The sequence below is a fragment of the Paraburkholderia silviterrae genome (assembly GCF_004353915.1).
Classification (GTDB): domain Bacteria; phylum Pseudomonadota; class Gammaproteobacteria; order Burkholderiales; family Burkholderiaceae; genus Paraburkholderia; species Paraburkholderia silviterrae.
The window spans coordinates 857472-877707 of the sequence record NZ_SMRP01000001.1 but is presented as its reverse complement, the minus strand read 5'-3'; the positions used below and the strand labels follow the sequence as shown (position 1 = coordinate 877707).

Sequence of the window (20236 nt, the reverse complement as noted above, 5' to 3'; positions counted from 1 at the left end):
CGCGTGGTCTGGCATGAGTGCGCCGCGCGAGGCAATGATTTACGGCCGCGCGCGACTCTTCCTGAAGCTGCTGTTACCAATTCGAGACACGCTTTTTAATTCTTTTACTTCGCGTGTCGGTGGAGGTAGTCTGATCCGATCACGTGCTGTTTGACTGCGGAAGTTTGACTGCGCCGGGAGAAAGACGTGAAGAGACTCGTCCTGACTTCGCTTTCGTTCGTCGCGCTCGGCGCTGCCGGCGTGGCGCATGCACAAACCAGTGTCACGTTGTACGGCACCATTGACACTTCCATCACCTACGTCAATCACGCAAACGGCACCAAAAATCTCTGGGCGCTCGGCAACAGCAGCTTCGGCAATCTCTCGGGCTCGCGCTGGGGCTTGAAGGGCGCCGAAGATCTGGGCGGCGGCCTCAAGGCCATCTTCCAGTTGGAAAACGGCTTCAATCCGTCGACGGGCCAATTGGCCCAGGGCGGCCGGTTGTTCGGCCGCCAGGCCTATGTGGGCCTGACCGCGGCGCAGTACGGTTCGCTCACGCTCGGGCGCCAATATGACCCGCTGATCGACCTCGTGCAGGGCATCACCGAGGACAACTACTTCGGCTCGGTCTTCGCGACGCCCGGCGACGTCGACAACTACGACAACAGCTTCCGCGTCAACAACGCCGTCAAGTACACGACGCCGGTCTGGAACGGCCTGCAAGCCGCCGCCATGTATTCGTTTGGCGGCATCGCGGGCTCCACGGGTTCCGAACAGTCGTACTCGGCGGCCGTAGCCTATAACAACGGACCCATCGCGCTGGCGGGCGGCTACTTCTATGCGGCCAACAGCCAGGCCGGCCTCGGCATTCGCTCGACCGGCTGGAGCAGCACCTCGGACGGCACCTTCGACGGCCCCATCAACAGCGGCTATGCGAGCGCTCACTCACTTTCCATCGCACGGGCAGCGGCGCAATACTCGCTGGGCCTGTTCACGTTCGGCCTCGGCTACAGCAACTCGCAATACGCGCCGGACGCGAGCTCGGTGTTCCGCAGCACCGAGAAGTACAACACGGGCCAGGGCTACCTGAACTACCAGCTGAGCCCGGTGCTCCTGCTCGGCCTTGGCTATACCTACACGCATGCCAACGGCGACACGAGCGCGAATTACCATCAGGTGTCGATCGGTGCGGACTACAGCCTCTCGAAGCGCACCGACGTCTACATGACCGCGGGCTGGCAGCACGCGAGCGGCGATCAGGGTGACGGCCTGGGCGGCTCGATGCCGGCCGAAGCGTCGATCGGCTCATACGGCTATAACGGAACGTCCACGCAGACCATGTTCAACCTCGGCCTGCGGCACAAGTTCTGACGCGAGCGCGCTTTGCTTCGCGAAGGCCAGACGCGCCGCATGGGCGGCGCGTCTGGCCTTTTCGCATGAGGGCAGGGCGTGAGGCGCCGCTTGCTTGCGCTGCGGCACCGCCCTCGATGGCTGACCGGCCGCAGCCGCTAGCGCGCGAGACGCACCGTGAGCTACGCCAGCCGGCCGGCGCAGCGGGCGGCCGCCATGCGCTCGTGAGCATCACGCGCGCTGCGGCGTTGCCGCCGTCCGCGCTGAGCCAGAGACGTTCGCCGCGGTAGACCCGCAGCATTTCGCCGGGGGGCAGCCAATGGTCGTAGGGGAAACGGGCGCGCGTGAGCCAGATGCGCGCACCGTAGACGGGGGGCGCGCATGCACTGTCAACAAGATTTGCATGATCAGTGGCCGGCGGTGGCAGCACACACCCCGGTGCGGCTGCTTTGTTGTGTTCCTTGGCGGTCATCCCGCCCCTTGCCGCGCGCGGCGGTTTCCTCCAGGATGGGGTCCTTGCATGTCGAGTATCTGCATTTGATATATCACATACAAAATATTGATTTTTGCCGCGACGCAGCATATGATTGAGTCATTCGATGATTCAATCTTGCGGAGCTTCAAATGGATTTGGTTTCTCTCGCACTCTTCGGTTTGGCAGTTGTGGGCTTGGGCGCGGCGGCTACGGTTATGATCGCCAAATGGCTGCCGCAGTCGGCCATCGAACAGGCGGCGGAACACGGCCGCTATGTCGGTCTCGGCGAGGCGTCGCGCGCGAAGCCGGCCGAGCATGCACAGCGTCGCCCGCGAGCCGGCGTGCAGGTTGTTAAAGAGGCAATGAATGTCGTCAGAACACACTGAAGCAGTCGCCACCCGGGACGCCGCGCCGCTCAAGCTGGCGCTGCAGCCCATCAACGCCACCCTGAGCCTGCGCGATCAGGCTTATGCGATGTTGCGCCAGGCTATCGCCGACGCCGATATCTACCAGACGCGTGAAGAGATCCGGCTGGACGAGCGCGTGCTGAGCGAAACGCTTGGCGTGAGCCGCACGCCGGTGCGCGAGGCCATGACGCTGCTGGAGCAGGAAGGCTTCCTGCGCATGGTGCCGCGCCGTGGCATCTATATCGTGCGCAAGAGCAAGCGCGAGATCGTCGAGATGATCCAGATGTGGGCCGCGCTCGAAAGCATGGCCGCGCGCCTCGCAACGATCCACGCAACGGACGAGGAAATCGCGAAGCTGCGCCACATGTTCGACAATTTCCGCGACAGCACGCCGGCCGAGCATATCGCCGAGTATTCGGACGCCAATATCGCGTTCCATCAGGCGATCGTCGAGCTGTCGAAGTCGCAACTGATCCTCGATACGATCAAGAACATCTTCGTGCACGTGCGCGCGATCCGGCGCATGACGATCTCGCAGAGCGACCGCGCTTCGCGCTCGATCGTCGATCACCTGCGCATTATCGAGGCGCTCGAGAAGCGCGATACGGAACTCGCGGAGCGGCTCGTGCGCCAGCATTCACTCGATCTCGCGGCGTACGTCGAGAAGCATTGCGACTTTCTCGACTGAGCGGCGCGACGGGGCAGTCCTCCTCGTGAGACAGGCGGGAGACCTCATGGTCTTCCGCCTTTTTCATTTTGGGCGCGACGGTCGGAGAGGCCCCACGAGACTTTATGCGCATCAAGGTCGGTCGCAGCATGTCGCACACTGAATCTGAAATATCTCGCGACTATCGACTCGGGGTTTTCCCTCCCCCGTGGCACGACGAGAGCCCATCAATCCCGTCGAAGCCATGCCAGATAAGGCTTCCAACTCATTCGACCTGCATTTGCACGCGGTAAATCCCCTCTTGCTTCGTTGTGATATATCACATACTGTATTGATCAAGGACGCAGCAAGGCAGTAACCCGCGGACGCCCAGGCGCTCCCGCAGTCCACCGATTTTCGAAACTCGCCCGGCCACGACTAACCAAGGGAGACATGACATGGGCAAGGCACTGGATGGGGTGCGCATTCTCGATTTCACGCATGTCCAGTCGGGTCCGACCTGCACGCAACTGCTTGCATGGTTCGGCGCCGACGTCATCAAGGTGGAGCGCGCCGGCGCCGGCGACATCACGCGCGAGCAGTTGCGTGACCTCCCCGACGCGGACAGCCTGTACTTCACGATGCTCAATGGCAACAAGCGTTCGCTCACGCTCGACACGAAGAATCCGCAGGGCAAGCGCGTGCTCGAACGGATGATTCGCGACTGCGACGTGCTCGTAGAAAACTTCGCCCCCGGCGCGCTCGAGCGCATGGGCTTCAGCTGGGAGCACATCCAGTCGCTCAACCCGCGCATGATCGTCGCTTCGGTGAAGGGCTTTGGCCCCGGGCCCTACGAGGACTGCAAGGTCTACGAGAACGTCGCGCAATGCGTGGGCGGCGCCGCCTCCACCACGGGCTTCGACGACGGCCCGCCAGTCGTCTCCGGCGCGCAGATCGGCGACAGCGGCACGGGCCTGCATCTCGCGCTCGGCATCGTCACGGCGCTGTATCAGCGCACCCACACCGGGCGCGGCCAGAAGGTGCTGGCCGCCATGCAGGACGGCGTGCTCAACCTGTGCCGCGTGAAGCTGCGCGACCAGCAGCGGCTCGAACGCACCGGCGTCATGAAGGAGTATCCGCAATACCCGAACGACGGTTTCGGCGATGCCGTGCCGCGCGCGGGCAACGCCTCGGGCGGCGGCCAGCCGGGCTGGATTCTCAAGTGCAAGGGCTGGGAGACCGATCCGAACGCGTACATCTATTTCATCGCGCAGGCGCCCGTGTGGGACCGCATCTGCAAGCTGATCGGCCGCGAGGAATGGCTCGACGACCCGCTCTACGCCACGGCCAATGCACGCTTGCCGCATCTGAAGGAGATCTTCGCCGAGATCGAGCACTGGACCATGCATCGCACCAAATTCGAAGTGATGGCCGTGCTCAATCGTCAGCACATTCCGTGCGGCCCGATTCTCTCGATGAAGGAGATCGCCGCCGACGAGTCGCTGCGCGCCACCGGCACCATCGTCGAGGTCGACCATCCCGTGCGTGGCAAGTACCTCACGGTCGGCAATCCGATCAAGCTCTCGGACAGCCCCACCGATGTGACGCGCTCGCCGCTGTTGGGCGAGCACACGGACGAAGTGCTCGCCGAATTCGGCTATAGCGCCGCGGATATTCGCTCGCTGCGCGCTTCGGGTGCGATCTGAACACCACTGCGCGTCGCCACGCGTAGCGACATGAAAAGCAGCATGCGGATATCGATGCGGGCGCAACTATAAGCCCGCGCCCATGAACGAGTGAGTCTTTGAACCGATGGACCGCGCGGCGCAGGTGTGCCGCGCGCCACGCAACGATGGAGCGAAGCATGGACACATGGATGCGCTTGATGGCGGACGACGGCAGTATCGTGTTCGGCCGCGTAGAAGATGGCTATCTGCATGAATACGAAGGGCTCGATCAAGCGGTGCCCACGGGCGCGGTGCTCTCGCTGCGCACACTCGCGCCGCTTGCGCCGTGCGCGCCGGGCAAAGTGGTTGCACTCTGGAATAACTTCCACGCGCTCGCGTTAAAGCTCGAGAAGGCGGTGCCCGAGCATCCGCTCTTTCTGATCAAGCCGGCGCAATCGGTGATCGGCTCGGGCATGCCGATTCGCCGTCCGGCCCACTATGCGGGAAAAATCGTCTTCGAAGGCGAGCTTGGCATCGTGATCGGCAAGCGTTGCCGCAACGCGAGCCTCGCTGAGGCCGAGGACGCGATCTTCGGCTACACGATCGTCAACGATGTGACCGCTGCGGGCTTGCTCGCCGAAAATCCGCACTTCCCGCAATGGTGCCGCGCCAAAGGTTTCGATACTTTCTGTTGCCTGGGGCCTGCCATCGTCTCGGGCTTCGATTGGCGCAGCGCGCGCGTCGTCACGCGGCTCGATGGCGTGGAGCGGCAGAACTATCCGCTCGACGACATGGTCTTCACGCCTGCGCAGCAAGTGAGCCTGATTTCGCAGGACCTCACGCTCGAGCCGGGCGATGTGATTGCGTGCGGGACGTCGCTGGGCGTGGGCTCGATCGGCGATGGCGCGACGGTCGAGGTCTGCATCGAAGGCATTGGCACGCTGTCGAACGCGCTGGGGTCGAGACCGGACGGCGACGCGCATGATCCGGCGGGCGCGGGCCGCGAGCGCCAGTCGGCGACGGTTGCATAGCGGGAAAACGAGTGGGACGGCGTGCCGAAGCGGGGCGCGATGCACGGCGTGATGCATCGCGCGCCGAGACGGTCGATCGAGGGCGCGATGGCAGCAGGCGCCGCAGCAGGCATACGAAGCTCGAACTGATGACGCGCGCGGCATGAGCGCCGCGTGCGAGGAGGAGAGATGCCGGAGCAACTGGCGGGCGACCTGGCATGGCTGGGTGGCGGCCTGCTGTTCGCGTGGCTTGTATGTGCATTTGCACAATTGTCTGCGTTCGCGCCGGCATGGGCGCTTCGCGCGCCGCAGCGCGCGAAGCCGCGCTGCAAGCGTGTGCGCGAGGTGAAGCCGCGATCGCGCATCGCGCTCGCCATTTCGTTCGCACTGCTCGTGACCGTGCCGCCGGGTTTGCTGGCGGCGCTCGTTGCGCATGTGCCCGATGCGCTCGCCGCTGCGGAATGCGGCGCGCTGGCCGGGTTGTGGCTGGGCGCACGGCACGACCTCGCGAAGCGCGCACGGGCAATGGCGGCGGCGGGCTGCATGGTGGGTGCGGCGTCCATCTGCGTCGCTTTCGCCAGTTTTCTCCTGCTGCCTGAGTTGCCCGCATCCGGGCGCGCCGCGCTCTACATCACGGCGACGCTCGGCGCGGTGCTTTCAGGCGCCGCTGCGAACGCGCTCATATGCGGTGCACGCGCGAGCGAGCGCAGCCGCTTGCCGTTCCGCCAGGGCGATCGTGTGATCCATGCCATTGCGTTCGCTTTGTTCGCGATACTGGGCTACGGTTTCGCGGCGATGCGTATGGCCTCGGCCGAATTCGGGCTCTCGGTGCTCGTGGCCGCCTGTGTGCTTGCTGCCGCGCTCGGCGTGCGTCTGATGGGCGGCGCGCGCCGACCTGCTGCGCCGCGTCCGGGCACCGTGCTCGCGTCCGCCGGCGCGCAGGCCAGCGTGCCTTCGCAGATCGCGTCGAGGCCGCCCGCGCGAGCGCACTTCGTGGGCGTGCCTGGCCAATGGCTTGTCGCGGCTGGCGGCCGTGACGCCTTCGAGTCCGCGAGCCTCGACATGTGGCTCGCGGACTGCGACCCGCCCTGCGAAGCGCCACGTGCATCGCATCATGCCTCGCAGGACCTGCCGCGCCGAAGGCGCAACCGCAGCCGCCACGGCGCGCTCAGGCAGCGACAGGGGCCACACTGAAGCAAGACATTCAAATAGTCGGGGAAGGGCACGGCATCGATTCGGACCCCATGGCAACGCCGTCTGGCGCAGCGCCGTCTGGCGGCAAAGGGCGCGAAGGATCAACTACGCCTGATGATTTTGCATCGACCCATCAAACCTTACTTATGAACTGTCAACTCTGACACACGTGTAATGTTTTCGATGAGCTGCGCGCCTTCCTCGAGGAGGAAGCGCTTGAACGCGAGCGCGACGGGCGGCAGGCGCTTGTTCTTGCGGTGCACGAGGTACCAGTTGAGCATGACCGGAAAGCCTTCGACGTCGAGCACGGTGAGGTGCCCGACCTGCAATTCGAGGCTGATGGTATGCGCCGAGAGAAACGCGATGCCCATGCCTGCGATCACCGCCTGCTTGATCGTCTCGGTGCTCTGGATCTCCATCGCGATCTTCAGGTTCGTGATCTTGCCTGCGAAGCCTTCCTCCATGGAGTTCCACGTGTCCGAGCCACGTTCGCGCACGATGAACGCTTCGTTCGCGAGCGTGCTGAGCTTGATGCCGCGCTTGTGGGCAAGCGGGTGCGTGGGCGCCGCCACGATCACGTAGGGGTGGGGGGCAAACGCTTCGTTGATGGCGTCGGTAGCGTGCGGCGGACGCACCATGACCGCGAGATCGGTCTGATTGGTCGAGAGCTGCTGTAGCAATTGCTCGCGGTTGTGCACCGAGAGATTGAGCTGCACGCCCTTGTAGCGGCGCGTGAATTCGGCGAGCAGGCGCGGAAAGAAGTAATCGCCTGCGCTGATCACGGCCACGTTGAGCTTGCCGCCCGAGACGCCCTTCAGCTGGCTCATGGCCTCGTCGACTTCATGGAACTGCTGCATGATCGAGCGGCTGTAGTGCAGCATCTCCGTGCCGGCAGGCGTGAGATAGATCTTCTTGCCGAGCTGCTCGAAGAGCGGCAGGCCCGCGTGGTCTTCGAGCTGCCGGACCTGGGTGGAGACGGCCGGTTGCGTGAGATGAAGCTCCTCCGCCGCTCGCGAAAAACTGAGGTGGCGCGCCACGGTCTCGAAGACCTTCAACTGGCGCAGCGTGGCGTTTCGCATGGTCATGGCCGATCCATAAGGGATACTGAATCAAGATAATAACAAACTTTAATTATTAGTAATCGAGTATTCACCATACCATGATTTGAAAGGAGTTCGAATGCCGTGTGTCGGTGTGCGGGTTAACGCTTGGGATAGGTGATTTGTAGCGGGAAAACCCGTAATTGAAGGCTTCGAGGATGGGCTTTTCAGGCATTTAATGAATTAAATGAAGGAAAGCGGGATTGCGAATTTCCATTCGAATTTTCGTGTGCCGGATCGAATAAGAAAGAGCGGTAAAAGAGGGCGGGCTCAGGATCATAAATCAATATCTATGCATGCCGGCAAAGCGGCTGCAATCCGTGAATGAATAGTGGAGACAACCGGGATGAATGCAATCAGTCAGAGGAGCGAGGGCGGTCCGTTTTGGACGAGCCGCTGGAGTCAACTGGTGCTGGGCATGCTATGCATGGCGCTCGTTGCCAATCTGCAGTACGCATGGACGCTGTTCGTCGCGCCCATGAACGCACGCCATCATTGGGGAGAAGCATCGATCCAGCTGGCGTTCTCGATCTTCATCCTGACTGAAACCTGGCTCGTCCCAATCGAAGGCTGGCTCGTCGACAAGTTCGGCCCGCGCCCGGTCGTCATGGGCGGTGCCGTATGTGCGGGCCTTGCATGGGTGCTTTACTCGTATGCCACGACGCTGCCGATGCTCTACGCGGGGTCGGTGCTCGCGGGCGTGGGCGCGGGCGGTGTGTACGGCACCTGCGTGGGCAATGCGCTCAAGTGGTTCCCGGATCGTCGCGGGCTGGCTGCGGGCCTCACGGCAGCGGGATTCGGCGCGGGCGCCGCCGTCACCGTGATTCCGATTGCGAACATGATCACGCGCTCGGGCTACGAGCACACGTTCTTTGTCTTCGGCGTCCTCCAGGGCGTTGCGATCTTCCTGCTCGCGCTGCTGCTCGTGAAGCCCGTGCCGCGCGCCGCAATGGCGGCTGGCCGCCGTCTCGTCACGCGCATCGACTACACGCCGGGGCAGATGGTCAGGCAGCCCGTGTTCTGGGTCATCTATCTGGCGTTCGTTGCCGTTGCCGCGGGCGGCCTGATGGCGACCGCGCAGATCGGCCCGATCGCGAAGGACTGGGGCCTCGCACGCATGCCGATGACCGTGTTCGGCGCGACGCTGCCGCTGCTCACGCTCACGCTGTCGATCGACAACATCTGCAACGGCTTCACGCGGCCGCTGTGCGGCTTCATCTCCGACAAGATCGGCCGCGAGAACGCCATGTTCTTCATCTTCGTGGGCGAAGGCCTCGCGCTGCTCGGCATGATGCAGTACGGCACGAACCCGTATGCGTTCATCACGTTCGCCGCGCTCATCTTCCTGTTCTGGGGCGAGATTTTCTCGATCTTCCCGGCGATCTGCGCCGACACCTTCGGCAGCAAGTACGCCGCCGCCAACGCAGGCACGCTCTATACCGCGAAGGGCACGGCCGCGCTGCTCGTGCCGGTGGCCTCCGTGCTCTCGGCCACGGGCGGCTGGAGCGCCGTGTTCGTTGCGGCTGCCGTCATCACGATCGCGGCGGGCGTGAGCGCCAAGTTCATCCTCGCGCCCATGCGCCAACGCCTGATCGAGCGCAGCGACGAACACTCCGCCATGCTTGCCGCCAATCCGGCTGGCCTGCAGCCCTGGCCCAACCAGGCGGGCGAATGAGCGGCGCTCCAGGGGAACAGGCCCGACCATGTCGATGAACGTTTCGCTCCAGCAACTCAAGGTATTCGTCGCGGTGGCGCGCGAGCGCAGCTTCACGCGCGCCGCGCGCGAATTCGGGCTCACGCAGTCGGCGGTCAGCCGCTGCGTGCGCGATCTCGAAGAGGCCATCGATCTGAAGCTTTTCGATCGCACCACACGCCAGGTCGAGCTCACGCTCGCGGGCAGCGGTTTTGAGCGGCGCATCGGGCGACTGCTCGACGAGATCGAGATGGCGTTGAGCGAAGGCCGCGACGCGCGCGAGGCGTATAGCGGGGTCGTGCTCGTGGCGAGCAATCCCGCGCTTTCGTCGGGCTGGGTTCCCGCTGCGTTCGCGCGCTGTGCCGCGGCGTTTCCCTCGCTCGCGCTGCAACTGCGCGACTTGCCGCAAGACGCGGTCTTGCAGGCCGTCGAGCAGGGCGAAGCCGATTTTGGCGTGATTGCGGAGGCCATGCCGTTCCAGAGCGCCAACCTCGAGGTGCAGCCGCTTGGCGCCGCGCCGTTGTGCGCCGTGCTGCCCTCGCATCATCCGCTCGCGCTGCAGGGCGCGCTGCGCTGGGACGATCTTTCGCGCGAGCCGCTCGTCACGCTCAATCGCGATGCGGGCTGCCGTGGCGTGGTCATGCGCGCGCTCCAGGGGCTGCGGCCCGAAGGGCGACCCGTGCAGGAGCTCGCCCACGTCGAAGGCGTTGCGCGCATGGTGCAACTGGGGATGGGCATTGGCATCCTGCCCATCAGTAGCGAAGGCGGCGGCGCGCGTGCGACGCACGGCGATGCGGCGGGCGCAGCCTGCCATTGGCCGATGCCGGCGGGGCCGCTCGTCGCGCGCGTGCTGCATCCCGTCATGATGGTGAGCGCGCTGCTCGTGCGGCGCCGCGATCGTTCATTGCGTCCTTGCGCGCAGGCGTCCTGGTCGCAGTTCGCCGCGGACGGGCACGTTGTGACGGACGCCGCCGCCGATGGCCCGGCGAACCACGTTGCGCACGTAGCGGACGGCTTCCAGCGTGATGCCGCCGCACTGGCGCGCATCGATTGATCCCTCCCTCCCGGCCGGCCGTCGTCGGCCATTCGCGCAATACGCGAGCGCGTTTCCTTTTGTCTTGCTTTTCCCTCTTTCGCCAAACAGAGAGAACTTGGCGGTCAACGCAAAACGGGCCGCGCTTTCACGCGGCCCGTCTGAGCATTGGCTGCCTGCTTTCACGCTGCCCGTTGCGCCATGCGTTCGCGCTGCTTCACGAGTGCGAGCACGGTGTCGATGGCGGGCGTGGCCTCGCCCACGAGCTGCCCCATCTCCTGCACGACGGTGAGGAGCGGATCGATCTCCATCGGCCTGCGCTGCTCCAGATCGACGAGCATCGAGGTCTTGTGCGCACCCACCGCGCCCGCGCCATTGATGCGCCGCTCCACGTCCACGCGGAAATGCACGCCGAACTGCTCGGCAATGCGCTGCGCTTCGAGCATCATGGTGCGCGCGACGGCGCGTGTGGCCGGGTCCTCCGTGATGACGTCGAGCGTGGCGTGCGTGAGCGCGCTGATCGGATTGAAGCAGAGATTGCCCCACAGCTTGAGCCAGATCTCGTCGCGAATGTTCTCGCGGATCGGCGCGTCGAAGCCGGCCGCCGTCATGGCTTCGTGCAGTTGCACGATGCGCGAGGTGCGCTCGCCCGAAGGCTCGCCGAGGGGAAACTTCTTGCCGTACACGTGACGGATCACGCCCGGCGCGTCGATCTCGGCGGCGGGGTAGAGCACGCAGCCGATCGCGCGCTCGGGCCCGAGACGCGTCCATTGCGAGCCGTCCGGGTCGATGCTTTCGAGCCGCGAGCCTTCGAACTTGCCGCCGTGGCGGTGGAAGTACCAGTAGGGAATGCCGTTGGTGCCCGTCACGATGGCGGTGTGCTTGCCGATGAGCGGCTGCATCGCGTCGATCACGCCCGCCACCGAATGCGCCTTGAGCGTGATGATCACCACGTCCTGCACGCCCAGCTCGCGCGGATCGTTCGTACAACGGACCTTTGCGACATATTCCTCGCCGTCCATCAAGAGGCGCGCGCCGCGCTCGCGCATGGCGGCCAGATGCGGGCCGCGTGCGATGAAGCTCACGTCGGCGCCCGCGCGGGCCAGCTGCACGCCCATCATGCCGCCGATGGCGCCCGCTCCAAAGATGCAGATCTTCATATGGATTCCCCAATGACGTTGAAAACCGCGTGTCCGCATTTGGGATGCGGACGATGGTTCGAGCATAGGGGGTGCCGTCGATTAACGACAGTTAAAGTTTCTCGGCTGAATCATCAGGAATGCGTTATGAACTACGCGTTTTCCCGATGTGCGCAGAGACGAAGCGAAGGCAAGGGATCAGGCGCGGCGCACGAGCAGGAAGCTCACGCCGATGACGCCCAGAAATGCGCCGCACGCGCGGTTGAACCAGCGGCGCACGCTCGCGCGCGTGAGCCAGCGCCCCAGGTACATGCCGGCGAGCGAGTAGAGCGCGATGGCCACGCATTCGAGCACGAGGAAGCTCGCGCCCAGCACGCCGAATTGCGGGAGCATCGGCTTGGCGAGGTTGACGAATTGCGGCAGGAACGCGGTGAATACGAGAATCGCCTTCGGGTTGCCCGCCGCCACGAGGCATTCGCGCCGTGCGATGCGCGCGAGGGTGGTATCGTCGTCGAGCTTCATCCCCGTGATGCCGATCGGGCCGGCGTCGCTGCGCCAGAGCTGCACGGCGAGCCACACGAGATAGGCCGCGCCTGCAAGCTTGATGGCGAAGAAGACGGCCTCCGAGGCGCGCAGCACGAATGCGAGCCCGGTGGCCGCGAGCGCGATCATCGCGGCGAAGGCGACCAGCCGGCCCGTGCCGCCCACCAGCGCGCGCATGAAGCCGTGGCGCGCGGCCACGTTGATCGACAGCAGGTTGTTCGGCCCGGGCGCCATGTTCAGCGCGAAGCAGGCGGGCAGGAAAAGGAGCCAGGCAGTGAGGGACATGATCGTGCTCGGTGCAGCGCGCGTGGTGGCGCATCGAGCGATTCTAGCGCGAAGTTCATCCGTGGCGGATCGGCGCTTTCGTGCGCGAGGCTGCTCAGTGAAAAATGGGCAGCGCGAGAAATAGCTTGATGACAATGGCGTTGGCGATGTCGATAAAGAAAGCCGCCACCATCGGCACGACCAGAAACGCGAGATGCGAGTGGCCGAAGCGCGCGGTCACCGCCTGCATGTTGGCGATGGCGGTGGGCGTCGCGCCGAGTCCGAAGCCGCAATGGCCTGCCGCGAGCACGACGGCGTCGTAGTTCGAGCCCATCACGCGGAATGTGACGAAGCTCGCGTAGAGCACCATCAGCACGGTCTGCGCGAGGAGGATCGTGAACACCGGCAGCGCAAGCGCGGCGAGGTCCCACAGCCGCAGGGTCATGAGCGCCATCGCGAGAAAGAGTGCGAGGCTCACATTGCCGATCAGCGCCACGGCGTGCTCGATCGCGGGCAAGCCGAGCACGGCAAGGCCATTGGCGAGCAGCACCGCCACGAACAGCACGCACACGAAGGCGGGCAGCTCGAATGCCGTGCCTGTGAGCCAGCGCGCGAGCACGTTGCCGGCGGCGAGGCTAACGGCGATCAGCGTGAGCGTTTCGATGAAGGCGGCGGCGGTGGTCGGCTGCTCGGCCTGGGGTTCTTCGAACGCCTGCGGGCCTGGCTCGGCGGCAGGAGCACGGTGATCGGTCCCTGCGCCGGCCGCGCGCGCCGCTGCAGGGTCGCCGCGTCCGAGGCGCTTGATGAGCCGCTGCGCGACCGGGCCGCCGAGGATGCCGCCCATCACGAGCCCGAACGTCGCGCAGGCGATGGCGGCCTCGGTCGCCGACTGCAGCCCGTGGCGCTCCGTGAAGACCTTGCCCCACGCGGCGCCCGTGCCGTGTCCGCCCGAGAGCGCGACCGAGCCGCCCAGCAGACCGAAGAGCGGGTCGGCGCCCAGCGCGTACGCCAGCCCGATGCCGATCACGTTCTGCAGCACGAGCAACCCGACCACCACGGCAAGAAAGCGCGCGAGCATGGGCCCGCCGGACTTCAGGCTCGCGAGCTTGGCGTTCAGTCCGATGGTCGCGAAGAACGCAAGCATGAGCGGCGTTTGCAGCGAGACGTCGAAGCGCACATCGACGTGCGCGAACGAATGCAGGCCGAACACGGCCAGCGCGGCCACGAGGCCGCCCGCCACCGGCTCGGGAATCGTCCATTTGCGCAGCAGCGGCAGCGCGGCCACGAGCCGGTTGCCGAGCAACAGCACGAGCGACGCGGCGACGAGTGTTCCGTAGACATCGACGTTCATGGTGACCTCGCAATGCGGGAAGGAACGGGCTCGGGCATATTACCGGGGCGCTACCCGCCGATGGCGTCAATGCGCGCGGCGTCCAGTGGGCACGGTACATGAGCGGCGCATGCCGTGCGCGCTGACTGCGCCGGCTTGCACAAAATGGGGCCGCACGCTTAAATATGCCAGCGCGTCAGGCTTTACCTGCAAGCCAATGCGGTGCGCATCACGAGCATCCACGAACATCCTCGAGAAAGGGAGCCGTTCATGAATGGAAGGACCGTTGCAGAACGCGAGGCGGCCGGCCGTGCCGCGCGCGAGCGCGCGAAGCGTTCGAGCCACAGGCAGTTGGGCGAGTTGCGGCGCGATCCGGTCGCGCTGCTCAAGAAGAACAGCGAGGGGCGGGTGCCCAATCTCGTGCCGCTGCGCTACGGGCGCATGATCGTCTCGCCGTTCACGTTCTTTCGCGGCAGCGCGATCCTGCAGGCACACGATCTCGCCCAGGTGCAGAACACGGGCATGGCCATGCAGATTTGCGGCGACGGCCATCTGCTGAACTTCGGTGGCTTTGCCACGCCCGAGCGCCAGCTCGTGTTCGATCTGAACGACTTCGACGAAGTGGCGCTCGGCCCCTGGGAGTGGGATCTCAAGCGGCTCGTCGCGAGTCTCGTGGTGGCGGCGCGCCACATGCGCTACTCGCGCGGCGTGGCCGAAGAGCTCGTGATGACGACCGTGACCACCTATCGCGACCGCATGCGCCAGTATGCGGACTTCGGCGCGCTGGAACTCTGGTACGACAAGATCACGTTCGACCGCATGGTGGAGACCGCACTCACGCCCGAGGGCCGCCGCCTGATTCGCCGCGGCATGGAGAAGGCCGCGGGCCGCACGCACGAGAGCATGCTGGACAAGCTCGCCTTTCGCGACGAGCGCGAAGGGAAAGCCAATACCCACTGGACGATCCGCGACGCGCCGCCCGCGCTCTTTCACGTTCACGGCCCGAATTCGCTTTACGAGCGCGAGGACAACTGGCTCACGCTCGGCGACTGGCGCTCGCTGATCACGCCCACTTACGAGGCCTATCTGAAGACGCTCGCCCCCGACCGCCGCGAGCTGCTCGAGCACTTCGAGATCCAGGATCTCGTTTTCAAGGTGGTGGGCGTGGGCAGCGTGGGCACGCGCTGCCTCGTCATGCTGCTCGTCGACCATCACGGCAAGCCGCTCTTCCTGCAGTTGAAGGAGGCACGCCAGTCCGTCATTTCCCAGTATTTCAAGGCGCCGGCGTTCAAGCACGAGGGGGCGCGTGTGGTGCAGGGGCAGCGCCTGCTGCAGGCCGCGAGCGATCTCTTCCTCGGCTGGTCCACGGGGCCCTCGGGGCGTCATTTCTACTTCCGCCAGTTGCGCGACATGAAGCTCTCGGTGGACCTCGAGACGCTCGACAGCACGCTGCTCGCGGGCTATGCGCGCATGTGCGGCTGGGCGATGGCGCGCGCGCATGCGAAGTCGGGCAACGCCGCCATCGAGATCGCTTCGTATATCGGGCGCGGTGATCAGTTCGCCGAAGCGATGGCCGGCTATGGAGCCGGCTACGCCGATCAAGTGGAACGCGACTACGAGGCGTTCATCAAGGCCGCGCGCAGCGGCGAGATCGTGGCGCGCAGCGACGAGGACATGGCCGCCGATTTTCGCATCTGATTTTTGCGTTCGAGTCTCATGCGTCTACGTCATATCGAAGTCTTCCACGCAATCATGCGCACGGGCTCGCTCTCGAAGGCCGCCGAGCTCCTGTGCGTCTCGCAGCCCGCCGTGAGCAAGGTGCTCGCGCATGCCGAGCGCAGCGCGGGCCTGAAGCTGTTCGCGCGCGCGCACGGCCGCCTGCAGCCCACGCGCGAAGCCGAATTGCTGTTCGCCGAAACGCAGAAGCTCCAGTCGAACCTCGACAGCATTCGCGACCTCGCACGCAATCTCGCGTTGCATCCGCAAGGACTGCTGCGCATCGGCTGTCTGCCGAGCCTCGGGCTCAGCCTCATTCCGCAGGCCGTGCAGGCGTTTCGCGCGAGCTACCCGGCCGTTTCGCTCAAGGTCCAGACGCGCCATACGGCCGAGCTGCTCAACGCCTTGCTCACACGAGAGCTGGACGTGGGCGTTGCGCTCAACCCGCCCGCGCGGCCCGGCATCGAAGCGCTCGAACTCGGCCGCACGGCCGTGGTGTGCGTGGCGCCGCCCGACGATCCCACGCCTGCCCACGTTCCGCTCGCGCTGCAGGAATTCGTCGACGGCGACTGGATCAGCATCGGCAACGTCGATCCGCTTGGCGAGACCATCGGCCATCTGCTCGAGACGCAGGGGGTGGATGGGCGGCTTGCCGCCGTCGAGGCGCAGACCTGGTACGTGGCGCGCTCGCTGGCGGCGCGCGGCATCGGGCGCGTGCTGCTCGACGAGATCACCGCCAGGAGCGCGGGCGAGCCGGTCGCGATCCGCCGCGTGGAGCCGGAGCTGAGCGTGGGCGTGTTCGCGGTGTGGCGCGACGGCGGCATGGATTCGCAGGCCGGCAACGCGTTCGTGGACGTGCTGCGCGCGATGCTGGCCGCGCGCTGAGCGAGCCTGGCCCGTAGCGCAACGGCAACGACTTGAACGATGGAATCGATTGAAATGGATCGCAACGAGGCAGAGACCATGACTGGCTCGAGGCGAACGTGCAGTTCATGACGATCATGGCGACCAAGATGCCGTTCGTGGGGCGCGGCTGACCCGGGGGGACTTGGTGAATGCTTGTTGTAAGCAAGCGACGAAAATATGTGCTGCGCATCAAATTGTTTGAGAAAAATCTGAAGTCGTTCCTGTTTGGGCGATTTTGACAATTTTTGAAGTGTTTTGAGATCACTCCGCAGTCAGGCTCGCGTGATAAATAAATGCGACGCGGGGTTGATCGGTGAATCAAAACTACAGGCTGGTTTATAGCCGTCTGCGCGGGATGTTCGTGGCCGTGGAAGAGACGGCAAGCGCAAGCGGCAAGGGGGGACGCGGTGAAACGGTTGTGACGGCAACCGTCACGGCGGTGCTGCTCGCGGGCGTGCCGCTCGGCGCCTTCGCGCAGATCGTCCCGTCAGGGGCAAACGCGCCGACGGTGCAGCAGACCGCCAATGGTCTGCCTCAAGTCAACATCAATCGACCGAGCGGCGCTGGCGTATCGATGAATACGTACGGCCAGTTCGATGTGCAGAGGAACGGCGCGATCCTCAATAACTCGCCGACCCTCGTCCAGACGCAGCAGGCGGGCTACATCAACGGCAACCCGAATTTTGCGCCGGGCCAGTCCGCCAGAGTCATCGTCAACCAGGTCAATAGCCCGAATCCCTCGCAGTTCAATGGGGCGCTCGAAGTTGCAGGCCAGCGGGCGACCGTCGTCATCGCCAATCCATCGGGCCTGTCGGTGAATGGCGGCTCCTTTATCAATACCTCGCGCGCGGTCCTGACAACCGGCGTGCCGCTCATCGACGCCAACGGAGCACTCACCGGCTACAACGTCACGGGCGGCAACATCGCCGTGCAGGGCCAGGGGTTCAACGGCTCGAACGTCGATCAGGTGGACTTGATCACGCGGGCCCTGCAGGTCAATGCGGCGATCTATGCGAACTCCCTGAACGTCATCGCTGGTGCGAACAACGTCAACCATGACACGCTCGCGGCCACACCCATCGCGGGTAACGGCGCCCCTTCGCCCGTCTCGATCGACGTCAGTCAGCTGGGTGGGATGTACGCCGGGAGAATCCTGCTCGTGAGCAACGAGCACGGGGTGGGCGTGGGCAATGCCGGAACGCTCGCGGCACAGTCGGGCGACCTGACCTTGCAGGCAGACGGCAAGCTCGTGCTCTCGGGCAAGACCAGCGCGAGCGGCAACGTGGCGCTCAACGCCACGCAGGGCATCGAGAACAGCGGCTCCACGTACGCACAGCAGGCGCTCTCGGCCAGCACAGCGGGAGCGCTTGTCAACAGCGGCACATTGGCCGCGCAGCAGGCCGTGAATGTCGGCGCGGGCTCCGTGTCATCGACTGGCGCGCTCGCTTCGGGTGTGGACAGCAACGGCTACGTCACGCGGGCCGCAAGCCTGAACGTCAGCTCGTCGGGCACGCTGACGGCCACCGGCCAGAACGTCTCGGGCGGCGACGCGAATCTCTCGGGCAGCAGCGTGTATCTCGCGGGCAGCGAGACGGCGGCCAACGGCAATCTGTCGCTGACGGCGAACGCCGGCGACCTGAATCTCGCCGGTGCCACGACAAGCGCCGGGGGCGCGCTTACGGCAAACGCAGCGGGTACGCTTGTCAACGACCGCGGTACGCTCACCGGCGGCAATAGCGTGACGCTCAGCGCGAGCAACTTGTCGAGCCAGGGCGGCGCGGTCTCTGCACACGGGCCGCTGGTCGCGCAGGCAGCCGGGCAGATCGCGAACCAGGGCGGCTCGTTCGTCTCGCAGGGCGCGATGCAGGTGCGCGGCGGCGCCATCGCGAACAACCAGGGGACGATGCAGAGTGCCGCCGGTCTGTCGGTGTCAGGGTCGTCGCTCGACAATACGGGCGGTCATATCCTCTCGCTGAACGGCGACGGTCTGAACCTCGGGGTGACCGGAACGCTGCTCAATGGCATGGACGGCGTAATCGGCGGCAACGGCAACATCAGTGCGAGCGCCTACTCTTTCACGAACGCCGGGCAGATCTCGGCGCTTTCGAGCGCGGTATTGCAGGCGTGGAACCTCGCCAACAGCGGCCAGATCACCGCGGGCGGCTCGCTCACGGCGAACGCGACTGGCGCACTGAACAACGCTGGCGGCACGCTCTCGGGCACGTCGACAACCGCTGGCGGCGCGTCCATCGACAACACGAAGGGCACGATCGACGGGGTCGCGGTCGCCATCTCGACGCCGGGTAACCTCGTGAACGAAGGCGGCAGGATTACGCAGACGGGCTCGGGGCCGATGAGCGTTGCGGTATCGGGTACGCTCGACAACTCGGCGGGCGGTACGCTCGAGACCAACAGTACGGACCTCACGCTTGCGCCCGGCACGCTCATCAACGACCACGGCACGATTACGCACGCCGGTAGCGGCAAGCTCGCGATCAACGCGGGCGGCGGCGCGGGATCGATCTCGAACGCTGGCGGCACCATCCAGAGCAACGGGCAGGTCGTGGCGCAGGCCGGTGCGCTCAACAACGCATCGGGTTCGATCATCGGGCAGAACGGTCTTGCGGCAACGGTCGGCGGCGCGCTCAACAACACGAACGGCAACGTGGTCTCGAATACCGGCCTGAGCCTTGCCAGCGGCACGCTGAACAATGATGGCGGCAAGATCGGCGCGGGTTCGAATGTAACGGTCCACAGCGGATCGCTCACGAATAGCGGCGGCTCGATCGTCGCTCCCGATCTGGCGCTCACAATCGGCGCCACGCTCGACAACAGCCGTGGCGATATCGCGGCGAACCAGATCGCGCTGGCCGCGGCGAACGTGCTGAACCACGGCGGCGTGATTACGCAGTACGGCACGTCGGCGATGGGCTTCAACGTCAGCGGCACGTTCGACAACGCGGCGGGCGGCACGCTGCAGACCAACAGCACGGATCTCACGCTCGCGCCTGGGGCGCTCATCAATGACAACGGCACGATCACGCATGCCGGTAGCGGCAAGCTCGCGATCAACGCGGGCGGCGGCGCGGGATCGATCTCGAACGCTGGCGGCACGATCCAGAGCAACGGCCAGGTCGTGGCGCAGGCCGGCACGCTCAACAACGAGTCGGGTTCGATCATCGGACAGAACGGTCTCGCGGCAACGGTCAACGGTGTGCTGAACAACGCGAACGGCAAGCTGCTTTCGAATACCGATCTGAGCCTCGCAAGCGGCGCACTGAAAAACGATGGCGGCCAGATTAACGCCGGCGCGAACACCACGATCCATAGCGGCCCGCTGACCAACCAGGGTGGCTCGATCGTTGCGCCGAATCTGACGCTCTCAATCGGTTCCACGCTCGATAACAGCAGTGGCGACATCGAGGCGAACCAGATCGCGCTGATTGCGGCGAACGTGCTGAACCACGGCGGCGTGATTACGCAGTACGGCACGTCGGCGATGGGATTCAATGTTGGCGGCACGTTCGACAATTCGAACGGCGGCTCGCTCCAGACCAACAGCACGGATCTCACGCTCGCGACCGGCTCGCTCGACAACGATGGCGGCACGATCACGCACGCCGGTAAGGGCAAGATGACGATCGATGCAGACAGCGGCGCGGGATCGCTCTCGAACGCTGGCGGCACGATCCAGAGCAACGGTCAGATCGTGGCGCAGGCCGGTGCGCTCAACAACGCGGCGGGTTCGATCATCGGCCAGAACGGCCTTGCGGCGACGGTCGGT

General features: G+C 65.2%; 16 protein-coding genes. 11 read left to right on the top strand and 5 right to left on the bottom strand.

Annotated features, from left to right (window positions below; all coding sequences use genetic code 11):
* The first annotated feature begins 186 nt into the window (after positions 1 to 186).
* On the top strand, positions 187 to 1350 hold the full coding sequence (locus tag EYW47_RS03825) for a porin (RefSeq protein WP_133193524.1): 1164 nt from the start codon (positions 187 to 189) through the stop codon (positions 1348 to 1350).
* Here EYW47_RS03825 and EYW47_RS42645 read toward each other — a convergent pair.
* On the bottom strand, positions 1322 to 1801 hold the full coding sequence (locus tag EYW47_RS42645; protein WP_133193523.1) for a DUF2917 domain-containing protein: 480 nt from the start codon (positions 1799 to 1801) through the stop codon (positions 1322 to 1324). The two genes, EYW47_RS03825 and EYW47_RS42645, sit on opposite strands and share 29 nt — an antisense overlap.
* 152 nt (positions 1802 to 1953) lie before the next feature.
* Between EYW47_RS42645 and EYW47_RS03815 the strand changes: the two genes are divergently transcribed.
* The 5 genes from EYW47_RS03815 to EYW47_RS03795 all read left to right on the top strand — a co-directional run bounded on the left by EYW47_RS03815 (position 1954) and on the right by EYW47_RS03795 (position 6728).
* A complete protein-coding gene (locus EYW47_RS03815; protein ID WP_133193522.1) occupies positions 1954 to 2190 on the top strand; it encodes a hypothetical protein in 237 nt (78 codons plus the stop codon).
* Complete coding sequence (locus EYW47_RS03810) at positions 2171 to 2899, top strand: GntR family transcriptional regulator (protein WP_133193521.1); 729 nt, start codon at positions 2171 to 2173, stop codon at positions 2897 to 2899. Before EYW47_RS03815 ends, EYW47_RS03810 begins: the two co-directional genes overlap by 20 nt.
* Before the next feature lie 416 nt (positions 2900 to 3315).
* Complete coding sequence (gene frc, locus EYW47_RS03805; RefSeq protein WP_133193520.1) at positions 3316 to 4563, top strand: formyl-CoA transferase; 1248 nt, start codon at positions 3316 to 3318, stop codon at positions 4561 to 4563.
* Between the two features lie 158 nt (positions 4564 to 4721).
* On the top strand, positions 4722 to 5555 hold the full coding sequence (locus EYW47_RS03800; RefSeq protein ID WP_133193519.1) for a fumarylacetoacetate hydrolase family protein: 834 nt from the start codon (positions 4722 to 4724) through the stop codon (positions 5553 to 5555).
* Positions 5556 to 5723: 168 nt separating this feature from the next.
* Positions 5724 to 6728, top strand: coding sequence for a hypothetical protein (locus EYW47_RS03795; protein WP_133193518.1), 1005 nt, complete (start codon positions 5724 to 5726; stop codon positions 6726 to 6728).
* Positions 6729 to 6868: 140 nt separating this feature from the next.
* Here the strand turns inward: EYW47_RS03795 and EYW47_RS03790 are convergent, their stop codons facing one another.
* Entirely contained in the window at positions 6869 to 7813 is a 945-nt protein-coding gene (locus EYW47_RS03790) for a LysR family transcriptional regulator (protein ID WP_133193517.1), read from the bottom strand.
* A gap of 361 nt (positions 7814 to 8174) precedes the next feature.
* Between EYW47_RS03790 and oxlT the strand changes: the two genes are divergently transcribed.
* Together oxlT and EYW47_RS03780 are read left to right on the top strand one after the other, a co-directional pair.
* The gene (gene oxlT / locus EYW47_RS03785; RefSeq protein WP_133193516.1) at positions 8175 to 9503 is read left to right on the top strand and encodes an oxalate/formate MFS antiporter; all 1329 of its coding nucleotides are present in this window, start codon (positions 8175 to 8177) and stop codon (positions 9501 to 9503) included.
* A 28-nt stretch (positions 9504 to 9531) separates the two neighbouring features.
* Positions 9532 to 10575: a LysR family transcriptional regulator gene (locus EYW47_RS03780; protein ID WP_240763512.1), complete on the top strand. Its 1044-nt coding sequence runs from the start codon at positions 9532 to 9534 to the stop codon at positions 10573 to 10575.
* Positions 10576 to 10736: 161 nt separating this feature from the next.
* Here the strand turns inward: EYW47_RS03780 and EYW47_RS03775 are convergent, their stop codons facing one another.
* The 3 genes from EYW47_RS03775 to gltS all read right to left on the bottom strand — a co-directional run bounded on the left by EYW47_RS03775 (position 10737) and on the right by gltS (position 13851).
* Positions 10737 to 11714, bottom strand: a complete 978-nt coding sequence (locus EYW47_RS03775; protein WP_133193515.1) for a 2-dehydropantoate 2-reductase — start codon at positions 11712 to 11714, stop codon at positions 10737 to 10739.
* Between the two features lie 177 nt (positions 11715 to 11891).
* Positions 11892 to 12521, bottom strand: a complete 630-nt coding sequence (locus EYW47_RS03770; protein ID WP_133193514.1) for a LysE family translocator — start codon at positions 12519 to 12521, stop codon at positions 11892 to 11894.
* A 94-nt stretch (positions 12522 to 12615) separates the two neighbouring features.
* A complete protein-coding gene (gene gltS / locus EYW47_RS03765; protein WP_133193513.1) occupies positions 12616 to 13851 on the bottom strand; it encodes a sodium/glutamate symporter in 1236 nt (411 codons plus the stop codon).
* 249 nt (positions 13852 to 14100) lie between these two features.
* Here gltS and EYW47_RS03760 point away from each other — a divergent pair, with 249 nt between their 5' ends.
* From EYW47_RS03760 to EYW47_RS41305, 3 genes are all read left to right on the top strand, one after another.
* Positions 14101 to 15528 carry a DUF2252 domain-containing protein gene (locus EYW47_RS03760; protein ID WP_133193512.1) on the top strand — a complete coding sequence of 476 codons (1428 nt, stop codon included), beginning with the start codon at positions 14101 to 14103 and terminating at the stop codon, positions 15526 to 15528.
* A gap of 18 nt (positions 15529 to 15546) precedes the next feature.
* The gene (locus EYW47_RS03755; RefSeq protein WP_133193511.1) at positions 15547 to 16431 is read left to right on the top strand and encodes a LysR family transcriptional regulator; all 885 of its coding nucleotides are present in this window, start codon (positions 15547 to 15549) and stop codon (positions 16429 to 16431) included.
* Between the two features lie 334 nt (positions 16432 to 16765).
* Positions 16766 to 20236, top strand: a 3471-nt coding sequence (locus EYW47_RS41305) for a two-partner secretion domain-containing protein (RefSeq protein WP_205710009.1), incomplete at its 3' end; no start/stop codon positions are given.

Coding starts and splice junctions, on each gene's coding strand:
- EYW47_RS03815 (WP_133193522.1), top strand. CDS start 1,954: ATGGATTTGGTTTCTCTCGCACTCTTCGGTTTGGCAGTTGTGGGCTTG.
- EYW47_RS03795 (WP_133193518.1), top strand. CDS start 5,724: ATGCCGGAGCAACTGGCGGGCGACCTGGCATGGCTGGGTGGCGGCCTG.
- EYW47_RS03800 (WP_133193519.1), top strand. CDS start 4,722: ATGGACACATGGATGCGCTTGATGGCGGACGACGGCAGTATCGTGTTC.
- EYW47_RS03775 (WP_133193515.1), bottom strand. CDS start 11,714: ATGAAGATCTGCATCTTTGGAGCGGGCGCCATCGGCGGCATGATGGGC.
- oxlT (WP_133193516.1), top strand. CDS start 8,175: ATGAATGCAATCAGTCAGAGGAGCGAGGGCGGTCCGTTTTGGACGAGC.
- EYW47_RS03790 (WP_133193517.1), bottom strand. CDS start 7,813: ATGACCATGCGAAACGCCACGCTGCGCCAGTTGAAGGTCTTCGAGACC.
- EYW47_RS03755 (WP_133193511.1), top strand. CDS start 15,547: ATGCGTCTACGTCATATCGAAGTCTTCCACGCAATCATGCGCACGGGC.
- frc (WP_133193520.1), top strand. CDS start 3,316: ATGGGCAAGGCACTGGATGGGGTGCGCATTCTCGATTTCACGCATGTC.
- gltS (WP_133193513.1), bottom strand. CDS start 13,851: ATGAACGTCGATGTCTACGGAACACTCGTCGCCGCGTCGCTCGTGCTG.
- EYW47_RS42645 (WP_133193523.1), bottom strand. CDS start 1,801: ATGACCGCCAAGGAACACAACAAAGCAGCCGCACCGGGGTGTGTGCTG.
- EYW47_RS03780 (WP_240763512.1), top strand. CDS start 9,532: ATGTCGATGAACGTTTCGCTCCAGCAACTCAAGGTATTCGTCGCGGTG.
- EYW47_RS03760 (WP_133193512.1), top strand. CDS start 14,101: ATGAATGGAAGGACCGTTGCAGAACGCGAGGCGGCCGGCCGTGCCGCG.
- EYW47_RS03810 (WP_133193521.1), top strand. CDS start 2,171: ATGTCGTCAGAACACACTGAAGCAGTCGCCACCCGGGACGCCGCGCCG.
- EYW47_RS03770 (WP_133193514.1), bottom strand. CDS start 12,521: ATGTCCCTCACTGCCTGGCTCCTTTTCCTGCCCGCCTGCTTCGCGCTG.